Annotated in this window: 20 protein-coding genes; 16 read left to right on the top strand and 4 right to left on the bottom strand. The window is 33.5% G+C overall.

Annotated features, from left to right (window positions below; translation table 11 throughout):
• Nucleotides 1–45 precede the first annotated feature (45 nt).
• The 12 genes from ACHZAX_RS09085 to ACHZAX_RS09025 all read left to right on the top strand — a co-directional run bounded on the left by ACHZAX_RS09085 (nucleotide 46) and on the right by ACHZAX_RS09025 (nucleotide 11,631).
• A complete protein-coding gene (locus ACHZAX_RS09085) occupies nucleotides 46–1,074 on the top strand; it encodes a pyridoxal phosphate-dependent aminotransferase (RefSeq protein WP_320018866.1) in 1,029 nt (342 codons plus the stop codon).
• Entirely contained in the window at nucleotides 1,053–2,000 is a 948-nt protein-coding gene (gene cbiB, locus ACHZAX_RS09080) for an adenosylcobinamide-phosphate synthase CbiB (RefSeq protein ID WP_320018865.1), read from the top strand. Before ACHZAX_RS09085 ends, cbiB begins: the two co-directional genes overlap by 22 nt.
• Nucleotides 2,001–2,099: 99 nt before the next feature.
• A complete protein-coding gene (locus ACHZAX_RS09075; RefSeq protein ID WP_101309584.1) occupies nucleotides 2,100–2,612 on the top strand; it encodes a bifunctional adenosylcobinamide kinase/adenosylcobinamide-phosphate guanylyltransferase in 513 nt (170 codons plus the stop codon).
• Between the two features lie 136 nt (nucleotides 2,613–2,748).
• Complete coding sequence (gene cobT, locus ACHZAX_RS09070; protein ID WP_101309583.1) at nucleotides 2,749–3,801, top strand: nicotinate-nucleotide--dimethylbenzimidazole phosphoribosyltransferase; 1,053 nt, start codon at nucleotides 2,749–2,751, stop codon at nucleotides 3,799–3,801.
• Nucleotides 3,802–3,842: 41 nt separating this feature from the next.
• Complete coding sequence (gene cobT, locus ACHZAX_RS09065) at nucleotides 3,843–4,892, top strand: nicotinate-nucleotide--dimethylbenzimidazole phosphoribosyltransferase (protein WP_320018864.1); 1,050 nt, start codon at nucleotides 3,843–3,845, stop codon at nucleotides 4,890–4,892.
• Nucleotides 4,893–5,654, top strand: coding sequence for an adenosylcobinamide-GDP ribazoletransferase (locus tag ACHZAX_RS09060; RefSeq protein ID WP_320018863.1), 762 nt, complete (start codon nucleotides 4,893–4,895; stop codon nucleotides 5,652–5,654).
• A 1-nt stretch (nucleotide 5,655) separates the two neighbouring features.
• A complete protein-coding gene (cobC, locus tag ACHZAX_RS09055) occupies nucleotides 5,656–6,192 on the top strand; it encodes an alpha-ribazole phosphatase (RefSeq protein WP_320018862.1) in 537 nt (178 codons plus the stop codon).
• A gap of 21 nt (nucleotides 6,193–6,213) precedes the next feature.
• Nucleotides 6,214–6,417 carry a hypothetical protein gene (locus tag ACHZAX_RS09050; RefSeq protein WP_320018861.1) on the top strand — a complete coding sequence of 68 codons (204 nt, stop codon included), beginning with the start codon at nucleotides 6,214–6,216 and terminating at the stop codon, nucleotides 6,415–6,417.
• Between the two features lie 173 nt (nucleotides 6,418–6,590).
• Nucleotides 6,591–7,436, top strand: a complete 846-nt coding sequence (locus ACHZAX_RS09045) for a glucosaminidase domain-containing protein (RefSeq protein WP_320018860.1) — start codon at nucleotides 6,591–6,593, stop codon at nucleotides 7,434–7,436.
• A 126-nt stretch (nucleotides 7,437–7,562) separates the two neighbouring features.
• A complete protein-coding gene (locus tag ACHZAX_RS09040; protein ID WP_101309578.1) occupies nucleotides 7,563–8,294 on the top strand; it encodes a tetratricopeptide repeat protein in 732 nt (243 codons plus the stop codon).
• Nucleotides 8,295–8,661: 367 nt separating this feature from the next.
• The gene (locus ACHZAX_RS20840; protein WP_320018859.1) at nucleotides 8,662–10,920 is read left to right on the top strand and encodes an NADP-dependent malic enzyme; all 2,259 of its coding nucleotides are present in this window, start codon (nucleotides 8,662–8,664) and stop codon (nucleotides 10,918–10,920) included.
• 105 nt (nucleotides 10,921–11,025) lie between these two features.
• Nucleotides 11,026–11,631, top strand: coding sequence for a trimeric intracellular cation channel family protein (locus ACHZAX_RS09025; protein WP_101309576.1), 606 nt, complete (start codon nucleotides 11,026–11,028; stop codon nucleotides 11,629–11,631).
• A 42-nt stretch (nucleotides 11,632–11,673) separates the two neighbouring features.
• Here the strand turns inward: ACHZAX_RS09025 and ACHZAX_RS09020 are convergent, their stop codons facing one another.
• Complete coding sequence (locus tag ACHZAX_RS09020; protein WP_101309575.1) at nucleotides 11,674–12,075, bottom strand: hypothetical protein; 402 nt, start codon at nucleotides 12,073–12,075, stop codon at nucleotides 11,674–11,676.
• Nucleotides 12,076–12,297: 222 nt separating this feature from the next.
• On the opposite strand from ACHZAX_RS09020, the gene ACHZAX_RS20835 reads away from it, so the two are divergent.
• The 4 genes from ACHZAX_RS20835 to ACHZAX_RS09005 all read left to right on the top strand — a co-directional run bounded on the left by ACHZAX_RS20835 (nucleotide 12,298) and on the right by ACHZAX_RS09005 (nucleotide 16,923).
• Nucleotides 12,298–12,672 (top strand): DUF7670 domain-containing protein, encoded by a 375-nt coding sequence (locus ACHZAX_RS20835; protein WP_425436089.1) that lies wholly within the window; start codon nucleotides 12,298–12,300, stop codon nucleotides 12,670–12,672.
• Nucleotides 12,673–12,766: 94 nt separating this feature from the next.
• The gene (locus tag ACHZAX_RS09015; protein WP_101309572.1) at nucleotides 12,767–13,933 is read left to right on the top strand and encodes an adenylate kinase; all 1,167 of its coding nucleotides are present in this window, start codon (nucleotides 12,767–12,769) and stop codon (nucleotides 13,931–13,933) included.
• Between the two features lie 172 nt (nucleotides 13,934–14,105).
• A complete protein-coding gene (locus ACHZAX_RS09010) occupies nucleotides 14,106–15,221 on the top strand; it encodes an FIST signal transduction protein (protein ID WP_320018858.1) in 1,116 nt (371 codons plus the stop codon).
• Nucleotides 15,211–16,923: a response regulator gene (locus ACHZAX_RS09005; RefSeq protein WP_320018857.1), complete on the top strand. Its 1,713-nt coding sequence runs from the start codon at nucleotides 15,211–15,213 to the stop codon at nucleotides 16,921–16,923. Before ACHZAX_RS09010 ends, ACHZAX_RS09005 begins: the two co-directional genes overlap by 11 nt.
• 118 nt (nucleotides 16,924–17,041) lie before the next feature.
• On the opposite strand, the gene ACHZAX_RS09000 is transcribed toward ACHZAX_RS09005, so the two are convergent.
• The 3 genes from ACHZAX_RS09000 to gyrA all read right to left on the bottom strand — a co-directional run bounded on the left by ACHZAX_RS09000 (nucleotide 17,042) and on the right by gyrA (nucleotide 20,803).
• Nucleotides 17,042–17,254: a hypothetical protein gene (locus ACHZAX_RS09000; RefSeq protein WP_320018856.1), complete on the bottom strand. Its 213-nt coding sequence runs from the start codon at nucleotides 17,252–17,254 to the stop codon at nucleotides 17,042–17,044.
• A 44-nt stretch (nucleotides 17,255–17,298) separates the two neighbouring features.
• Complete coding sequence (locus tag ACHZAX_RS08995; protein ID WP_320018855.1) at nucleotides 17,299–18,210, bottom strand: tetratricopeptide repeat protein; 912 nt, start codon at nucleotides 18,208–18,210, stop codon at nucleotides 17,299–17,301.
• Between the two features lie 100 nt (nucleotides 18,211–18,310).
• Complete coding sequence (gene gyrA, locus ACHZAX_RS08990) at nucleotides 18,311–20,803, bottom strand: DNA gyrase subunit A (protein ID WP_320018854.1); 2,493 nt, start codon at nucleotides 20,801–20,803, stop codon at nucleotides 18,311–18,313.
• Between the last annotated feature and the right edge of the window lie 178 nt (nucleotides 20,804–20,981).

Raw genomic sequence — 20,981 nt, 5'->3', positions numbered from 1 at the left:
ACACAATTAATAAATATATTTTACCATTAAAACCTATATAACAGGATGTTACACGGACATGGAGATGATGGTTACCAATATAAACAAGCAATTGTTGCTAATTTTAGCAGTAATGTATGGTTTGGTGGGAAATCCGAAAATCTAAAACAACACCTATTCAATAATTGGGATACTATACATTCTTATCCGGAAGCATCTGCTGAGAGTCTGGTAGATGCATTGGCGATTCATTTAAATGTTAATAAGAATCAAATCATTGCAACCAATGGCGCTACGGAAGCCTTTTACCTTATTGCACAATGTTTTTCTGAATCTAATTCAAGTATCATCATCCCTACTTTTTCCGAATATGAAGATGCCTGCAAAGTCAATAAACACAAGCTATTCTATATTAATTGGGCCGAATTAACCAGCAAAACCATTTTTGAAGAAGGCTTGGTCTGGATTTGCAATCCTAATAACCCAAATGGGAATATTTTAGAATCGGATGAACTTGAGGAAATGCTAAAAATCAATTCAAAATCTATTTTTGTGATTGATGAAGCTTATATTGATTTTACTGATGAGATTAACTCATGTATAGATTTACTCGATAAGTGCAAGAATTTAATTTTGGTGAAATCTCTCACTAAAAACTTTTCAATTCCCGGCCTGAGATTGGGATATTTGATTTCAAACAAGGTATTGGTACAGAATATTCAATTCTACAAAGCTCCTTGGACGGTAAATTCTCTGGCAATTGAGGCTGGGAAATTCCTTTTGGCAAATAAAACCGATTTTCTCCCCCCTGTAAATTACTATAAATCAGAAACTAAAAAATTTCAGAAAAATCTCCAAAAAGTTTCAGGTCTGCAAATTCATCCTTCAAAAACTTCTTTCTTTTTGGTTGAACTAGAAAAATCATCTGCTTTTGAGCTAAAAAAGTTCTTAATTTCGAACTTTGGAATATTGATTCGTGATGCAGCTAATTTTCGTGGTTTAAATTCTTGTTATTTCCGCCTCGCGACACAAACCAAAGAAAAAAATCAATTATTAATCGACGCATTAATTCAATGGAGCAAATTGAACTCATAATCCTCCCTCTTGTTATAGGATACATTTTAGATCTTGTTTTTGGTGATCCAAGAAGCTTGCCACACCCAATCGTTTTATTCGGTAATACGATTTCCTTTTTTACGAAACATCTGAATAAAGGAAAATACCAATTATTCAAAGGAGCTGTAATGACTTTAGGATTAGCAACAATTGTATATTTTATTTTTTTGTACCTAAGTATTATCACTTTAAACTGGAATAGTACAATTTATATTGTACTTACCTCGATAATGGTTTTTTACGGATTGGCGAATAAAAGCTTGTTGCAGGAAGGATCAGAAGTATTTAAACACCTTAATGAAAAGGGATTGAAAGAAGGCAGGAAAAGATTATCATGGATTGTTGGTCGGGATACATCCAAACTATCGGAACAGGAAATACGTTTGGCTGTATTAGAAACTTTATCAGAAAATTTATCGGATGGTGTTGTTGCTCCTCTTTTTTATTATGCCATTGCCGGAGTTCCGGGAATGATGTGTTATAAAATGATTAATACAATGGATTCCATGATTGGATATAAAAATGAGAAGTTCATTTTGTTTGGACGAGTTGCTGCCCGATTAGATGATGTTGCGAATTTTATTCCCGCTCGTATTACTGCTTTTCTAATGGTATTACTCACCCTCAATGCGAAAGGCTTTTTATACATTTTTAAATATGGACATGCTCATCTTAGTCCAAATGCCGGCTACCCGGAATCGGCTCTTGCAGGAATCATAAATTGTCAATTTGGCGGACCTCATGATTACGAAGGTAAAAGTGTTTACAAACCATTTATTGGAGATAATAATCGGAAAATAACAAACGAAGACATCTGTAAACTTTTTTACATCAACCATTCGGTGTGTTTTGCCAGTATTCTTTTCATTATTGCTGTCTATTTTCCATATGGAATTCTGTTATAAAAAAGGAAAATTTAATTCCGGCTGGAATCTTTAATTTGTAACTTCACACTTTAAATATTCCATATTAATTAAGGATACTGATCCAAAAAGAAGTTAGCAATGATTCATTTAATTACAGGAGGACAACGTTCCGGGAAAAGTTTATTTGCTGAAGATCTGGCACTATCCTTAAGTAATCAGCCCGTTTATCTGGCAACCTCACGAATTTGGGACGAAGTACATCGTGACAGAATTGAAATACATAAAAACAGACGTGGAAATCAATGGACTACTATTGAAGAAGAGAAGTTTTTGAGTCGACATGATTTTTCGGGGAAAGTAGTACTTTTAGATTGCATCACCTTGTGGATTAACAACTTCTTTTTTGATAATGAAGAGGATGATAAAAAATCTTTGCAAGAAGCAATTCAGGAATTAGAAATACTATTCGACCAAAATTGTGATTGGATAATCGTTACCAATGAATTGGGATTAGGTGGACATCCCGAAAATAAATTGGCTATGAGGTTCAATGATTTGCAAGGAAGCATTAATCAATACATTGCAAAAAAAGCCGACCGTGTTACCTTAATTATATCTGGCTTACCACTTGAAATTAAAAATACTTTATAACAGAACCGATACTATTTTTGATTTGGAATAGACAATAAGACAAATTCAGAATACAGGGAGATAATAATTTATGATCTTGGTATTTTAAAAGCCATGATTAATCGATAATCAAATTCGAAACCTTTAAATAATTGTGATGGAATTTAAAATATCCTCCTTATCCACATCCTTGGATCAGGAGCTGTTAAATAAAATCAATGGGAAAACAAAACCCCTTGGTTCGCTTGGAATGCTTGAAAAGATTGCATTTCAAATAGGGAGCATTCAAGAAAGTTTATCTCCTGAAATTAAGAATCCTGCAGTGGTTGTATTTGCCGGAGATCATGGAATAGCAGATGATGGTGTAAGTTTTTATCCTAAATCTGTTAGCTATGAAATGCTTTACAATTATATGCAGGGAGGTGCAGCAATAAATGTATTTTCGCGTCAGCATAATATTAATTTTAAAGTTGTTGATGCAGGTATTGATCATGATTTTGATCCATCATTAAATATTATCAATAAAAAAATTGCTTACGGAACTAAGAACTTTCGATTTGGCCCTGCAATGACAAAAGATCAATGTCTTGAAGGATTTAGGAGTGGCGCCGGCATTATTGAAGGAATTCATAAAGATGGATGCAATTTTATTGCTTTTGGAGAAAAAGGAATCGGAAATACATCATCGGCAGCGTTAATACTTAGCCTTTTAGCAGATATTAGCCTGGAAGAGTGTGTAGGAAGAGGAACTGGATTGGATGATAATGGCGTAAAATCAAAATTTGAATTATTGAATGAAGCTTTGCATAAATACAATGGTGGTAATAATCCCCTTGATGTGCTGACTCAATTTGGAGGATTTGAAGTCGTTATGATTGCAGGTGCCATGTTGAAAGCTGCAGAATTAAAAATGACTATGTTAATTGATGGATTTATCATTACTTCAGCTTTGCTTGCTGCATCCAAAATCAATCCTAAAGTATTGGAATATTGCCTTTTTGCCCATAAATCGAATGAGCAAGCTCATATTAAAATGCTAAATTACTTAAAGGCTGAACCAATTTTGGATATTGGTATGCGGTTGGGTGAAGGAACAGGAGCCATGGTTTGTTATCCGATTGTAAAAAGTGCCGTTCAATTTATTAATGAAATGGCTTCATTTCAGGAAGCTGGAGTCAGTGAATCAGAAGAGGTAAAAACAATCAGCTAATTGTTTTATATTTAATTTTACATTTTAAAAAAATCGAATCCATGAATTTCAATATAAGTAAACCTAACAATGAGTTAAAGGAACAACTTCAAAATAAAATTGATTTAAAAACCAAACCGATTGGATCGTTAGGTGTTTTAGAAAAGTTAGCCGTAAAAATTGGATGTATTCAAAACACTTTGAGTCCGGAATTGAAACAACCGACTATCATGGTGTTTGTCGCAGATCATGGAATTGCGCTTGATGGTGTTAGTCCTTACCCGCAAGAAGTTACCTGGCAGATGGTCGCTAATTTTCTTAGTGGCGGTGCTGCAATTAATGTTTTTGGTCGTCAGAATGGGATAGATATTCGGATAATTGATGCTGGTGTAAATTTCGATTTTGACAAAAGCTCCGGAGTTATTAATGCAAAAGTAGATTACGGAACAAAAAGTTATTTGAATGAACCGGCAATGACTGCGGAGCAATTTAAAACAGCAATTAAGCGCGGTGCAGATCTATGCGATAAAATGCACCGGGAAGGCTCCAATATTATCGGTTTTGGTGAAATGGGAATTGGAAACACTTCGTCGGCAGCTATTTTATTGCATATTTTAGCTGGAGTCGACTTAAAAGAGTGTGTTGGCCGTGGTACCGGATGGGATGACGAAGGTTTGAAAAAGAAATATGAAATACTGAAAAATGCTGTTGCTAATTATAACGGCGATAATTATGTTGAAAATATTCTAACGCATTTCGGTGGTTTCGAAATTGTCATGATTGCTGGAGCAATGTTAAAAGGAGCTGAATTGAAAATGGTGATTCTGGTTGATGGTTTTATTATTAGTTCTGCACTTTTAGCCGCATCAAAAATAAATTCTGACGTTCTGGAATATTGTATTTTTACACACAAATCGAACGAGAACGGTCACAAACACATGCTTCAGCATCTTAAAGCGGAGCCAATTCTCGATTTAGGAATGCGCTTGGGCGAGGGCACAGGAGCTGCGGTTGCTTATCCAATTATTGAATCTTCGGTAAATTTCCTAAACCAAATGGCTAGTTTCGAAGATGCTGGCGTAAGTAACAGCGATCAAATTTCACAGGCATAGATGAGAAGAGAAATTGACATATTCTTTACTGGATTATCCTTTTTTACAAGAATTCCATTTCCTAAATGGGCTCGGTTTGAGAAGGAATATCAACATGAAGCTATCAAATATTTCCCCATTTCAGGTACAATTATTGGTGGGCTGGCAGGTTTGGTTTTTTATCTTGCCAATTTGGTTTTCCCTTTTAATTTATCGGTAATGCTAAGTATGGGATTCACCGTTCTTTTTACAGGAGCATTACACGAGGATGGTTTTATGGATGTTTGTGATGGATTTGGTGGAGGCTGGACACGTGAGCGGATCCTTGAAATTATGAAGGATTCCTTAATTGGAGCATTTGGAGTTACAGGTATTGTTTTCCTGGTGATGACAAAGTTTTTTTGTCAGTATTCTATATCTGCGGCTCAATTGCCCTTGATTTTAATTGCAGCCCACTCAGTTTCAAGAATGTTTGCAGCTACCTTGGTAAATTCGCACCAATATGCACGAACCGAAAATTCAAAAGCAAAAGATTATTCCCAAAAACTATCTGCCAAAAATCTAATTTTCACAATTATTACAGGTATTCTGCCTTTGGCATTATTGGGAAATATAAAGTTTTTCCTTATTCTTATTCCTGTTTTTTTGAGTAAAGTTTTATTAGGCAGATATTTTAATATATGGATAGGAGGTTTTACCGGCGATTGCATTGGGGCAACACAGCAAGTTTGTGAAATTGTATTTTATTTATCCTATATGGTAATTATTAATCAAGTTTTATAAGATGGAGATATATTTAATCAGACATACAAAAGTAAATGTTGAGAAAGGCATTTGCTATGGGCAAAAAGATGTTGATTTAGCTGAAAGTTACGAGGACGAATTGGAAGCTGTAAAAGAACAGTTGAAAGATATTGAATTTGATCTTATTGTATCAAGCCCGTTATCAAGAGCCAAGAAGTTAGCCAATGATATTTTTGGAGAACAAGTAATAGAGGATATAAGATTAATGGAATTGAACTTTGGAGATTGGGAAGGAAAAGTCTGGGACGAAATTAAAGATCCTTTATTCCCAGCCTGGATGGAGGATTTTGTAAATAGGAAATGTTCAAATGGAGAATCATTTGTAATGCTTCGCGATCGGGTTCTTGAATTTTGGAACGAAATCAAACAAAAAGACTGTAAAAAAATAGCGGTTTTCACTCATGGCGGCGTTATACGCACTATAAATGCTATAGTGAAGGATATTAAATTAGAAGATTCATTTAACGAGCCAGCAGTAGATTTTGGTGAAGTAACAATTATACCAATCTCAAAATAAAGTGCCATTGCACCAGAATATATGAAACGTCCATGCCAAAGTAATTTTGACACACAGGGAGATGATTATATGGTAAGTTCTCCCGAAACAAGTTCGGGACAAGCTATATGGCAAATGAAAACAAATAATAAACATATGAAACGTCCATGCCAAATCGATTTTGACACACAGGGGGATGATTATTTCAGCATGGTAAGTTCCATATGGCAACTGAAAAACAAATAATAAACATATGAAAATCAGAGACAAATTTGTTTCTGATTTTTTTGTTTCAAAACAAGTCTATTTTAGTGTGCATGAAGTCTCGTATTTTATAGGATTTATCTTATTTAAAATGTTTAAAAGCTAATTCTGAGAAAGAAATCGCTATTTTAGCAATCCTAAAATAATAACAAGTAATGCGCGTTGTAATTTTTTCCATTCTTAGCTTTGTATTTATTCTTGTAAGTTGCAAAAAATCCAGCACCTTCACTCAAATATCTATTCTTCCTCAATTTGCAGAAATTGAGAATGTAGAGGATGTACATACAATTTTAGACTCTTGCGTAACCCCTTATATTTATACTAAAGTGGTATCGTTAAGAGGATTACCTGTTGATGAGAAAAAGATGAAGTTTGTAGAAATGTTATTACCATCTATATTAGTTTCTCAACACTCTTTATATCAGAAAATTACAAGAGTAGAACACATCGAACATTGGTTGCTTACACACTCGCTGATGATGAAAAACGATAGTCTTTTTCTTTTCAAATTATTTGAAACCTACAATTGTAATGAAATTCCGGAGTTAAAAATAAGACTGAAGCCACATCCTGCAAGTATCGTTTTGGGACAAGCAGCATTAGAATCAGGCTGGGGATCGTCACGCTTTTTTAACGAAGGCAATAATGTTTTTGGTATATGGTCTTATGATGCAGGTGAAAACCGCATACAGGCACTCGTAGGAAGAGATTCAACAAGAATTTATGTAAGAAGTTATGCATCTATCGAAGAATCAGTAAACGATTACTTTGAAACAATTGCCAGAGTAAATGCTTATGATGAATTTAGACAAGAAAGATATATATCTGAGAAACCATTTGAATTAATTCCTTTGCTTAATAAATATTCAGAAATTGGAGATGTTTATACAGACAAGCTGAAGCAATTAATCGAAAGTAACGACTTAACTAAATATGATTCTTATGTCATTAAAAACGATTATTTTGTTGAAGAGGTAATTAAACTATCTCAGGCGATATAAAAATGATAAAAAAATATTGAATAATATTTTTCCATTATTTTTATTTGATTTTTATATGAAATCGTTATTTTTAGGCTTGTTTTAAAAGAAAATCAATTATATAATTAATCATAAAAGTAATTTAGTATGAAAAAATTTATTCTGATTCTTGCGATTTGTTTTAGTGCAGTTGGCGTGTTTGCTCAATCAGCAGCTCAATTTAAAAATGATGGCAATACCGCTCTGAAATCGAAAGATTATAAAACAGCTCTTGTAAACTATGAAAAATATTTGGCTGCTGAAGACACAGAAAAAGATCCTGCATTGGTGTTTAATTTAGGATATTGCGCAATTAAACTGAAAAAATATGCGAAAGCGGAACAGTATTTTGGTCAATCAGTTGAAAATAAATACAAAACATCCATCGCATATCTGTACAAAGCTAAAGCTCAAAAAAGCCAGAAAAAATATGAGGATATGATTGTGACTTTAAATAAAGGCATTGCAGCTTGTCCAACAAAAAACTCTAAACTAGTTTCTGAACTTGCAAAGCATTATCTACTTGAAGGACAAAGTGCTCAAAAGGCGGATAAATTTGAACTTGCAGAAGATTTATACAAAAAAGCCGGTAACGTAAAATCTAAATTACAAGTTGATGCATTGTTTAGCTTAGGAACTTTGTACTATAACAAAGGAGCTAAAATTATGCAGGCCGCAACTCCTACTGCAAATACTGAACCTGAAAATTATAAAGCAGAATCTGCGAAAGCTAAAACTTACTTTCAAAAAGCTATTGTTGAATTAAACAAAGCAAAAGCTATAGCTCCTGCCAGAGAAGATGTTACTTCTACAATTACAACTATCAAAGGTTTGTTATAGTAATTCTTCCAAAGAATCTAATTAAACTGGGATACCTTTTTTGGGTATCCCTTTTTATTTGCCTTCAAATCTAATATTTCATTGCTCCATCAGGAAAGCCCACTGGAAATATCCTTAAAAAAGAGATCAAAAGCAGAATAGGTGAGCAGTAAATTAACTTCAATTCCATATGTAACAATCTGACTATATAAATCTAGAAATATTCCTTTATTTGTCATCTTTTCTAATTGGTAGAGTCCCAGTCAAATACTGATTTCATAATTATTTTGAGACGTTTCGCACATTAATCCGATACAATAATTCCCATCTTTGTTGCTAACAACAAATAATAAACTATTGATTCAATATTTTAAAAACACTACGGATAATGTCAAAAAATAACACAGATGCTTTAAAATATCACTCAGAAGGTCGCCCTGGTAAAATTGAAGTGATTCCTACAAAACCTTATAGAACTCAACGAGATCTAGCTTTAGCCTACAGTCCCGGGGTTGCAGAGCCATGTCTGGAAATCGAGAAAGATCCTGAAAATGCTTACAAATACACCGCAAAAGGTAACTTAGTTGCCGTAATTTCTAACGGAACAGCTGTTTTGGGATTAGGAAATATTGGTGCATTGGCAGGCAAACCTGTAATGGAAGGAAAAGGTTTATTATTCAAAATATTTGCAGATATCGACGTATTCGATATTGAAGTAGATGCAACTGATGTGGATAAATTCGTTGAAACCGTTAAAGCGATTGCTCCAACTTTTGGCGGAATAAATCTTGAGGATATCAAAGCTCCTGAATGCTTCGAAATTGAACAACGCTTAAAGGATGAGTTGGATATTCCTGTTATGCATGATGATCAACATGGAACAGCTATTATTTCAGCAGCAGGTTTATTAAATGCTTTGGAAATTAATGGAAAGAAAATTGAAGATATCTCTGTTGTTGTTAATGGAGCTGGTGCTGCAGCTGTTTCATGTACAAAATTATATATTTCTCTTGGTGTTAAACCTGAGAACATAATTATGTGTGATAGTCGTGGGGTGGTAAATAAAAAAAGAACCGATTTAAACAGTCAGAAAAAACAATTCATAACTGAACGCAATATTGACACATTGGAACAGGCATTGGTTGGTGCTGATGTATTTTTAGGGTTATCTATTGGAGGAATCGTAAATAAAAAAATGGTAAGTTCCATGGCTGATAATCCTGTTGTATTTGCTTTGGCAAATCCTGATCCTGAAATTGACTACAATGAAGCTATTGAATCCAAAGAAGGAGTAATTGTAGCAACGGGACGCTCAGATTATCCAAACCAAATTAATAATGTATTGGGATTTCCATACATTTTTAGAGGTGCTCTGGATGTTCGGGCAAGTACAATTAACGAAGAAATGAAAATTGCATCGGTTCATGCCATTGCAAAACTGGCAAAAGAACCTGTGCCGGAATCTGTACATGCCGCTTATAATGAATCAAATATCATATTTGGTCGTCATTATATTATCCCCAAAGCTATGGATCCACGTTTGGTCTCAAGTGTAGCAGTTGCGGTTGCAAAAGCAGCAGTAGAATCGGGTGTCGCCCGAAAGATAATTACTGATTGGGATGCTTATTCCGAAGAATTAAAACAACGCTTAGGGACTGAAAATGAATTAATAAGAACAATCTTCGACAAAGCAAAATGCAACCCAAAACGTGTGGTTTTTGCTGAAGGAAATAACTTCAATGTTTTAAAAGCAGCACAAATTGTTCTTCACGAAGGTATTGCAAAGCCTATTATTTTAGGTAACCCTGAAAATATTCAAAGAATTGTGTTGGAAAATGAATTGGATCTTAATGGCGCTGAAATTATCGATATCCGTTCTCAAGCAGAAGCGGGAAGAAGGAACCATTACGCAAATGTTTTGTGTGAAAAACGAGGTCGTAAAGGTTTAACTCTTAAAGAAGCTGTTGAAAAAATGTTCGACCGCAACTATTTTGGAGCAATGATGGTTGAAAATGGTGATGCTGACGCTTTTATCTCCGGATATGCTACACGTTATTTTGAAGCTCTAAAAGTAGCAAGTAAAGTAATTGGTATCGAAGAAGGTATGAAAACTTTAGTTGGCATGAATATCATCATGACGAAAAAAGGGCCTCTGTTTTTTGCAGATACCACTGTTAATGCGGAACCCACATCAGATTCGTTGGTTGACACTACATTGAGTACTGCCCGAGCCTTAAAAACTTTTAATATCGAACCGGTAATGGCTATGGTGTCCTATTCTAATTTTGGATCAGTGAGAAAGGGAAGTCCTGTAAAAGTTAATAAAGCAATCTCAAAATTACACGCAAACCATCCTGATTTATTGATAGATGGGGAAATGCAATTGAACTTTGCTCTTGATAAGAATTTAAGAGATCAGACATTTGGCTTTACTAAAATTAAAGGGAAAGATGTGAATACCATAATATTTCCAAATCTAAGTTCCGGAAATATTGCCTATAAATTAATGAAGGATTTAGATGGATCAGAAAATATTGGGCCAATTTTATTAGGAACAGCAAAACCATTCCACATTATTCCAATGGGTTGTTCGGTTCGTGAAATTATTAACATGACAGCCATTGCTGTTGTTGATGCTCAATCGTAACTACAAGAATATTTACTTGATAAGGATGAGATTTAATAAAGTCTCATCCTTTTTTTTCACTATTCAATTATTTTATTGATTTTTGTGCAGTATTTAAATTAGGATATGACAATCTTATACGGATTTGATTTATTAGGAACTCTTGTATTTGCTATCAGCGGTACATTGTCTGCGGCAAATAAAAAGCTCGACCTTTTTGGCGCTTACTTTACTGGATTCATTACTGCAATAGGCGGAGGAACACTTCGCGACATAATTTTGGGAAATTTCCCGGTTGGTTGGATCAGTGACATTAATTACCTAATAGTTATATCTGTTGGTGTTGCGCTGACTTTTCTATTCAAAAAGCACATAATGACTTTAAAACGAACTCTTTTTTTGTTCGACACAATAGGTATTGGTGTGTTTACTATTATAGGAATCGAAAAATCCTTAAGCTTGGGAATACATCCCTTTCTATCTATAATAATGGGTTTGTTTTCTGCTGTAATGGGAGGTGTTATTAGGGATACTCTTTGTAATGATATCCCTTTAATTTTCCGAAAAGAAATTTATGCCGTAGCATGTTTGATTGGAGGAATTCTTTTTATTGCTCTCAATTCTCTTGGTATAGCCTCTGCTCTAAATCAATTCATTACCATTGCCTGTATTATAATTATACGAATAATCTGTATCCGTTTTAAAATATCGCTGCCTGTATTAAAATACTAATAGTCAAGTGATACTATTTTTCCTCATAATTTTGTCACTCTTCTAGGACATGTTAATTAGATTTGTGAAATTGAGATATTTTCCAGCATCTTTTCCAAAAGAACTTACTTTTTCCTCCTTAATTTGATAGGTACATCTTTCTCCGTACACGCCCGAGAATAGAATTTCATATTCCTGATCTTCAGCATCCTGCATTAAAATTTTAAAAATATTATTGTGAACCTTCGGATGTCTTAAACTTTTATGACAACAAGGGCAAAACATGCTGAGGCTTTCATTCTCTTCTATATCAAAATTGGAATGCTTTTTAATTTCATAATCTCCTAAATGAATACTAAACAATAGAATCCCTTTATATCCTTTCTCATTTTTAGCCGAAATAACAATTTGATCTCCAACATTTAGATAAATTCTGCACTTTGGACATAAGTAATTAGCCTTCATAACAATATATTTAAGTTGATTATTCCCTAAATAAAATATAAGACTTTACTAGAAGAATGTCAATTTAAATCTACTAATATTCAACTAACTACACCATCTATTTGATGCTCAGGTATCCTTTTTTAATTTATTCTAGTGCCGTAATTTTCAATTGCCTATTAATTCGGCTATATTTGATAAAAGCATATTTAAAAATCTTCCAAATCGTAAAAAGGACAAAATTTGAAACTATTTGTTACCATACTTCGTTGGATTGCACGTTTTTTAGGAATTTTCTTATTCCTATTTTTTATTTGGTTTGCAATCCAAATTGGTTCTCCCGATTTAAATTTGATGTCTGAACAAGAAATCAAGTTGTTTTCAGCCAATATCATAATGCTAATGGGATTAATTGTAGTATGGAAATTTGAATTTATAGGAAGCCTTCTTTTAATTTGGGGATACATATTTTTTGCAATAGCTAATTATTCCTTTTGGAACGGACCTGTTTTTCCAACCTTCTTTTTTTTGGGATTATTACATCTATTATGCTGGGCTCTCAGCACTTTTAGAAATTTAAATAGTCATAAAATCTCATTTCTGATTTTTCTTAAATAATTCGAAGAGTAACATTTGAATAATTTCTCTTATCAAATCAAATTTTTATTATTTTTGAACCAATTACAACCATAACAAATCTAAATTTCAGTACATGTTAAATATTGCACTTTTTGGCCCACCTGGAGCAGGTAAAGGAACTCAATCAAAAATGCTTATCGAAAAATACAATCTTGCTTATATATCAACAGGTGATATTCTAAGAGGTGAGATTGCCGAAGGAACCGAGTTGGGTCTGCAAGCTAAAGACATTATAAAAAGGGGGGGACTTGTTCCCGATGAAATTATCGTTCAAATCATGGAAGAACGTATTCAAACCGATACTGAGGTAAATGGTTTTCTTTTTGATGGATTTCCAAGAACAACTGTACAAGCCTATATTCTTGAAGGCTTGCTGTTAAAAATGAATACTAAACTTGACTGTATGCTAAGTTTAGAAGTTCCCACAGATCAACTTCGCAATCGTTTATTGGATCGTGCAAAAAAGGAGAATCGATCAGATGATACCGAGGAAGTAATTAGTGTTCGACTAAAAGAATATGATACTAAAACTGCTCCGGTTGCAAATTTTTATAAGGAGAAAGAAATATATCATGGTATTGATGGGTTAGGTGGTATTGACCAGATTTTTGAACGATTGACCTCAGTAGTAGACCAAACCCTTCAAAAATCATGGATTAATCTTGTTTTATTAGGCCCTCCCGGATCAGGAAAAGGAACTCAAGGAAGAAAATTAGCCGAACAATTTAATCTCGAATACATTTCAACAGGACATTTGATGCGTCAGGAAATCAAAAAGGACACAGAAATGGGACAAAGTGCAAAGACATATATGGAAAAAGGAGATATTGTTCCTGATGAAATTGCTATTCGTTTAATTGAAAGACAAATTCGGAAACATCCAGATGCCAATGGCTTTATTTTTAAGGGATTTCCACGAACAATTGTTCAGGCATACATATTAGATGGTCTGTTAAGAAAACTTGGTTCGGTTGTAACTTCTTCAATTAATTTGGATGTTTCTACGCTCGAATCGATTAAACGTTTGACCTACAGAGGGAAAACGGAAGGAAAAAGACTTTATGATGATACTGATATCATTATTCACAGACTAGAGCAATTTGAGAAAAGAAGTATAAAAGTGAGTAACTACTACTCCAAACAGGATAAATTTGAAATTGTAAATGGATTGGGAAGTGAAGAAGATGTTTTCAAACGACTCACAGATGTAGTCAATAAATCATTCAAAAAAATTAGATAACCTAATAGAAAACTGGCTTTGCATTAAAAAAGTCAGTTTTTTTTTAATTTCTCCCCTGATAATACAATTGAAAGCCTTGACATGACATTATTGATCTTTAATCAAAAGCAATCGGTTAATAGTCATAAATTCGCTAAAATTGTAATGAATATAATCGAAGAGGAGAGAGGTAATGTATCTGGAAAATCCAAGTCTGAACGAAATACTTTATTTGTTAGAAACCAATACGTCTTCTAACAATGCATTTGCCTTTATCCTTATTGGGGAAGATTCTAAAATCCCTTTAAAGGAATTTGTTAATTCATTGAATAACAAGAAAATAAGATTTACTGGTGGTGTTTTTCCCAAAATAATACACAACAACAAGACATCCAGCACAGGATTCGTAATCAAGTGGTTACCCAATAATGCCATTTCAATTTATTTTGATTCATCTCAAACTTTTAGCCGGCAAATTTCTGAATTTAGCAACGCGATTTTTTCAACTGTTTATGTTCTAACTTCCGGTTTATCTTCTGATAGTTCAGAACACTTAAGATCCTTATATACTCATTTAGGAAATGATGTTAAATTTCTTGGTGGTGGTGCTGGCCGAACTAAAGAGCATAATGAAGGTGTTTTAATAAGCAATGATGGCGTTTTTAATACAGGAACAATCATTACGCTAACAAGAAATAAGGCTACAACAGGCTCATTGCACGGTTGGACAAAGCTTTATGGTCCCTTTATTGCTACAAAAACAGATAAAAACTTTATTAAAGAACTTAATTGGGAAAATGCATTTATTGTTTATCAACGATTTTTAAAAACTGCATTAAATATTAAAATTAACAAAGAGAATTTTGAGATAAATGCAATTCATTATCCATTTGGGATCTATAAGGAGAATAGTGAATATATAATTAGAGATCCAATGAGAGTTTCTGAAGAAGGTTATTTACAATGTGTAGGTAACATTCCTGAAAATTCAGTTATTGACCTCATGACAATGGAAAAAGAGAATTTTAAATCTGTATCTAAGAATCTTGTTTATCAAAGTATCGATGCCAAATCGAAAATCGCGGATGCACTAATTTTCAATTGCATCTCAAGAGCAAATCATTTAAATGATGACTTCTATGTGGAACTCTCTAATTTAACTGAAGAAATAAAAACCAATCAAAATAAAGTTAATTTAGAAGGAGCTCTTTCAATTGGAGAGATATATTCAAGTGGGGAAGGATATCCTGAAATATTAAATAAATCAATAGTTCTAGGTTTTTCATATTTAGATAAGAATGCAAACTAACGATATTATAAAAGACATTTCATTTCTGTACGAATTATCCTTATCTATTGGTCAGTCATTAGATTTGAAGGAAAATTGCAGAAGGTTTTTAGATACACTAATGTCAATCAAAAACATAGAGTTTGGAGGTGTTTGGATTCGGAATAGTAATATTTCATTTACAGAGCAAGAACATGGATTAAAAGCGGTTTATTCTCATCCAATTATCAAACTTGAGAATTGCTCAATACGTAATTCTAATTTTATTGATCGTTGTTTTGCAAGCCAAAATTCATTTTCATGTATTCTTACTCAGAAAATTAGTAATGAAATTGGTTTTAAAGTAAAAGAAGGAGGAGCAATAACCTTTTTTCAATTGCGCGAGATTGGATTTATGGTGCTATATTCATCTTCTGAGAAACGAATTTGGAGCCAAATAGACCAAACCAAATTAAAGAATGTTTTAGACAAATTTTCAGTGTCTATTCAAGCTTGCATTTCCCATGCAACATCGTTGCAGGATTTAATAACGATAACAGAAACAAAAAAAGAACTTGAAAAAGCGAAAAAAGAAGCTGAAGAATCTGAAAAATTAAAAACAGCTTTTCTTTCCAACATAAGCCATGAAATTCGAACACCTATTAATGCCATGGTAGGATTTTCGAATCTATTATCAGATAACAATCTAAATAAAAATCAACGAGATGGTTTCATTAATCACATTTCAAATAATAGCAAAAAACTTTTAAAACTTATCAATAACTTGATTGATGTTTCCAAAATGGATACAAATCAATTATCAATTCAAAAAGAAAAATTCGTACTAAATCCAGTCATAACTGACTTATTTAAAGTTTTTGAAACAAGCCACGGACTTGATAAAAGTCTTGAATTAAGACTTGTTTTGCCAGAGAACAGTGAACAATTCTCTATTAATTCAGACAAAAACAAAATAGTTCAAATATTTGAAAATCTTATTGATAACGCAATTAAATTTACAACAAAAGGAATTATAGAAATAGGGTATTTCATAGAAAACGAAACTAATCCAATATTTTACATAAAAGATACAGGGGCTGGTATTTCTTCTGAGAATCAACATGTTATATTCGATCTATTTAGGCAAGGAGAAAGCAGTTCCACCAGAAAATTTGAAGGTTCAGGCATAGGTTTAACTCTTTGTAAAAAAATGGTACAGCTTTTAGAAGGGGAAATTTGGTTTGATTCTAAAATTGAAATCGGATCCAATTTTTATTTTAAAGTACATAATTTGGGGCAGTCAAATCTTAAACTATTAAGAGAATCTTCAGATAAGTCTGAGTGTAGAATTGAGGGTTCAGGGGTAAAATCAATAGATTATACCAATCGCAATGTTTTAATTGCAGAAGATGTTAAATCCAATTTCAATTACTTAAATGCAATAATTGAATTAACTGATGCAAATGTAATCTGGGCTCGTAATGGCAGAGATGCCATCGAAATATGCCAGGCAAATGATCCGCAAATTGACTTGGTCTTAATGGATATGAGGATGCCTGAGATTGGTGGATTGGATGCAATAAAACAAATTAAAGCAATCAATAATAAAATACCGGTTATAGTGCAAACAGCATTTACATTTAATAATGAAAAGGAAGAGTGTTTTAAAGCTGGTGCCAATGAATTTATTACAAAACCTATTGATCCTCATAAACTAATGGAAGTTTTACAGAAGTTTCTTTAAACAATTACAATTTTTAATTCTTTGAAAACTACATTTGTCTTATAATTCATATTATGTTAATTTAATATATCTAATAAAAGGAAGCCTAAACTTCCTTTTATTTCTAACGTATTTTACGTTACTCCATGCCATCCAACTTATCTTTAATCTTATTGTATTTTTCAAGGTAAACTTCGTTTTCATTTCTCAGTTTGAAATACAATTCTTTCAAAGTAATCATTGAATTTTTCTCATCTGGCTGCATTTCAAGAACCTTTTCGAAATAAGGAATCACAGCTTCGTATTCCGCATAAACAGTCTTAATTGCTTCGTTATACTTTTTAGCATCCATTATTTCATTGGCGGCCTTATGCTTTTGAATAGCTGCATTAAGTTTTAGTAAGCCAAGATTATACTGAGAAGTAAAATCATTGGATCCATGCTTAATGCTTTAGTATACATCTCTTCTGCCTTAGCAAATTCTTCAGTTTTTTCGTACAAAGTACCTTTTGCACGGTAAAAAGAAGCATTACTTGGATCTAACTCAATCGCTTTATCTAAATAATCAGCAGCTTTTTGAGGCTCTCCACCTAACATATAATGATTGATCAACTCAACTAACATCCATGAATCATTAGGATATAGCTCGAATCCTTTATGAAGATATTTAACTCCTTCTTCTTTATTTCCAGAATCAGTTAAAACTTTGGACAAATTAGCATAGGTTTTTGCTCCACCATAGTTGTATTCAATAGATTGCTTGTAATATTTTGCTGCTTTATCTAATTGATCTGCCTTTTGAGCAGTCATACCTGCATTAAAAATGACAGCTGTATCAATCGTAGCATTTTCTTTAAACATATCCATTCCCTCAATTTCCAATACACGCTCAAAAGCAGCTAAAGCGCCAGGAAAATCTCCTTCATTATATAAATTAACAGCTTCGTTTGTGTAATCAGGAATCATGTTTGTCATCTGCGCTTTAACAGGCTTTTCCATTTTCCCTTTTTCATCTAACTCAAGAGCCTTCATATAGGCATCGAAAGCAATATCAAGCGGTTTTTCTGCCAATTTCTTGTACGCAGGAAGAGGACTTTCAAAAATTCCTTGATACACTTTTCCTTTTACAAGATATGCTTTAGCATATGCCACACATTTTTCGTCCTGAACCCCTTCATCAATAGCTTCTTTTGCTTTATCCAACTTACCAGAAGTAAGATAATTCTGGGCTCCAGTCACTTTGCTTTTCTGTGCACTTACACTTGCAACACACATAAGCATAACTAGAATGAATGATAATTTTCTCATAATCAATGTTTAGTTTTAATAACAATTTCGAACAAAAATATATTTTTATTCTATACCATGAACAAGATTGTTTTCTTTATATTTAGTCTAAGTATCTATTTTACACCTCTTCTTGAGTTGATTCCTCAATATCTAATTCTGAAACTTCATCTGAAGAGTTTACTTTAGCAACCGCTGCAATAGAATCGTTTTTCTTACTCAAGTTAATCAAACGAACACCCTGGGTAGCACGCCCCATAACTCTTAAATCAGAAACAGCCATTCTAATTGTTATTCCAGATTTATTAATGATCATTAAATCCTCATTATCTGTAACATTTTTAATGGCAATTAAATCACCGGTTTTTTCTGTAATACTAATGGTTTTAACCCCTTTACCACCTCTATTGGTAATTCGGTAATCATCAATCTTAGAACGCTTTCCAAAACCATTTTCAGAAACAACAAGAATATCCTCTTCTCCATTCTCAACACATATCATGCCAACAACTTCGTCGGTCTCATCTTTCAGTGTGATTCCACGCACTCCGGAAGCTGTTCTCCCCATTGGGCGAACTTGACTTTCGGCAAATCTAATTGCTTTACCGGAACGTCCGGCAATTAGAATTTCATTGTCGCCATTAGTCAGTTTTGCCTCTAATAGTTGATCTCCTTCGCGAACGGTTATTGCGTTTACTCCGTTAACTCGAGGGCGAGAATATGCTTCTAATGAAGTTTTCTTAATAACCCCTTTCTTGGTACAAAGAACAATGTTATTACTATTTATATATTCTTCTTCATTTAAATTAAGAACATTGATATAAGCTTTTACTTTGTCGTCTTGTTCTATATTTAATAAATTTTGAATTGCTCTGCCTTTGGATTGCTTAGTCCCTTCAGGAATCTCATAAACTTTCAACCAAAAACATTTTCCTTTTTCGGTAAAAAACAACATAGTATTATGCATTGTCGCCATAATCATATGTTCTAAGAAATCCTCTTCTCTTGTTATACTTCCTTTAGAACCTACTCCACCTCTATTTTGCGTTTTAAACTCAGAAAGAGGAGTACGTTTAATATATCCCATTCTTGAAATAGTAATAACCATTTCTTCATCGGCATAAAAATCTTCAGGATTGAACTCTTCTGAAGAATAAACGATATCTGTTCTTCTTTCGTCACCATACCTCGCTTTTACATCTATAAGTTCATCCTTAATGATACCCATTCGAATGGATTCATCATTGAGAATTGAGTTCAGATAATCAATTAACTTCATCAATTCTTCATATTCTGCATGCAGCTTATCTCTCTCAAGACCGGTAAGTTTCTGCAAACGCATATCCAGAATAGCTTTAGCTTGAAGTTCATCCAATTCAAAATTAGACATTAAGCCTAATTTTGCCTCTTCTGGTGTTTTGGAGCCTCTTATTAAGGCAATAACCTGATCAATATGATCTAATGCTATAATCAAACCTTTTAAGATGTGCGCTTTAGCTTCAGCCTGCTTTAATTCAAATTGGGTTCTTCGAACAACAACATCATGTCTGTGTTCAACAAAATACATGATCAAATCCTTAAGATTCAGCATCTTTGGACGCCCTTTAACCAACGCGATATTATTTACGCTGAACGAGGTCATCATTTGAGTGTATTTAAACAATTTGTTTAAAACAACATTTGCAATTGCATCTCTCTTAAGATCGAAAACGATACGCATACCGTTACGGTCTGATTCATCATTTACATTTGAAATCCCTTCGATTTTTTTATCATTAATCAGGTCTGCAGCTTTCATTATCAGCTCAGCCTTATTAACCATGTAAGGAATCTCTGTTACAATTATCTTTTCGCGACCAGTATCAGTCGTTTCTATAGTCGTTTTAGAACGAACAACAACACGCCCTCTACCTGTCTCAAAAGCATCTCGAACCCCTTGATAACCGTAAATTGTACCACCGGTAGGAAAATCAGGTGCCTTTACAATACTAATTAAGTCATCCATCGAAACATCGTTGTTCTCAATGTATACAATAATAGCATCTATAACATCAGATAGGTTGTGTGGCGCCATGTTTGTGGCCATACCTACAGCAATACCCGAAGCACCATTCACCAAAAGATTTGGAATACGAGTCGGAAGAACAGTAGGCTCCTTCAATGATTCATCAAAATTGGGAGTCATATCAACCGTATCCTTTTCAAGATCCGCTAAGATTTCTTCGGCAATTTTTTTCATTCTTGCCTCAGTGTAACGCATAGCGGCCGGGCTATCTCCATCAACAGAACCAAAATTTCCCTGACCATCAATGAGAGGATAACGCAATGACCAGTGCTGAGCCATACGAACCATTGTCATGTACACAGAACTATCACCGTGCGGATGATACTTACCTAATACTTCTCCAACAATTCTAGCTGATTTCTTATAAGGTTTCGTTGAAGTCATTCCCAACTCACCCATTCCAAATAACACTCTTCGATGAACAGGTTTTAATCCATCCCTAACATCTGGCAAAGCTCTGGAAACAATCACCGACATTGAATAATCAATGTAGGCAGATTTCATTTCCTCTTCTATATTAATACGTATAATTCTCTCTCCCGTAGTCATTATATTTCTTTTAAAATTCTAAACATTTATCGGAATAACAAAAGTAACAAAATATGTAGATTTTGCGTAACAAAGGAAGCGTTATTTACACATGGATTAAGATAAATATTTAATCAATTAAGCATTACAGCTTGATTATTAGATTAATTCATTCTAAAGATATAATTAGTGTAAAAAA

Source organism: Labilibaculum manganireducens, assembly GCF_963665805.2.
GTDB lineage: Bacteria > Bacteroidota > Bacteroidia > Bacteroidales > Marinifilaceae > Labilibaculum > Labilibaculum manganireducens.
Note: the sequence above shows the minus strand (reverse complement) of the source record. Positions and strands in the feature narration are given on the sequence as shown.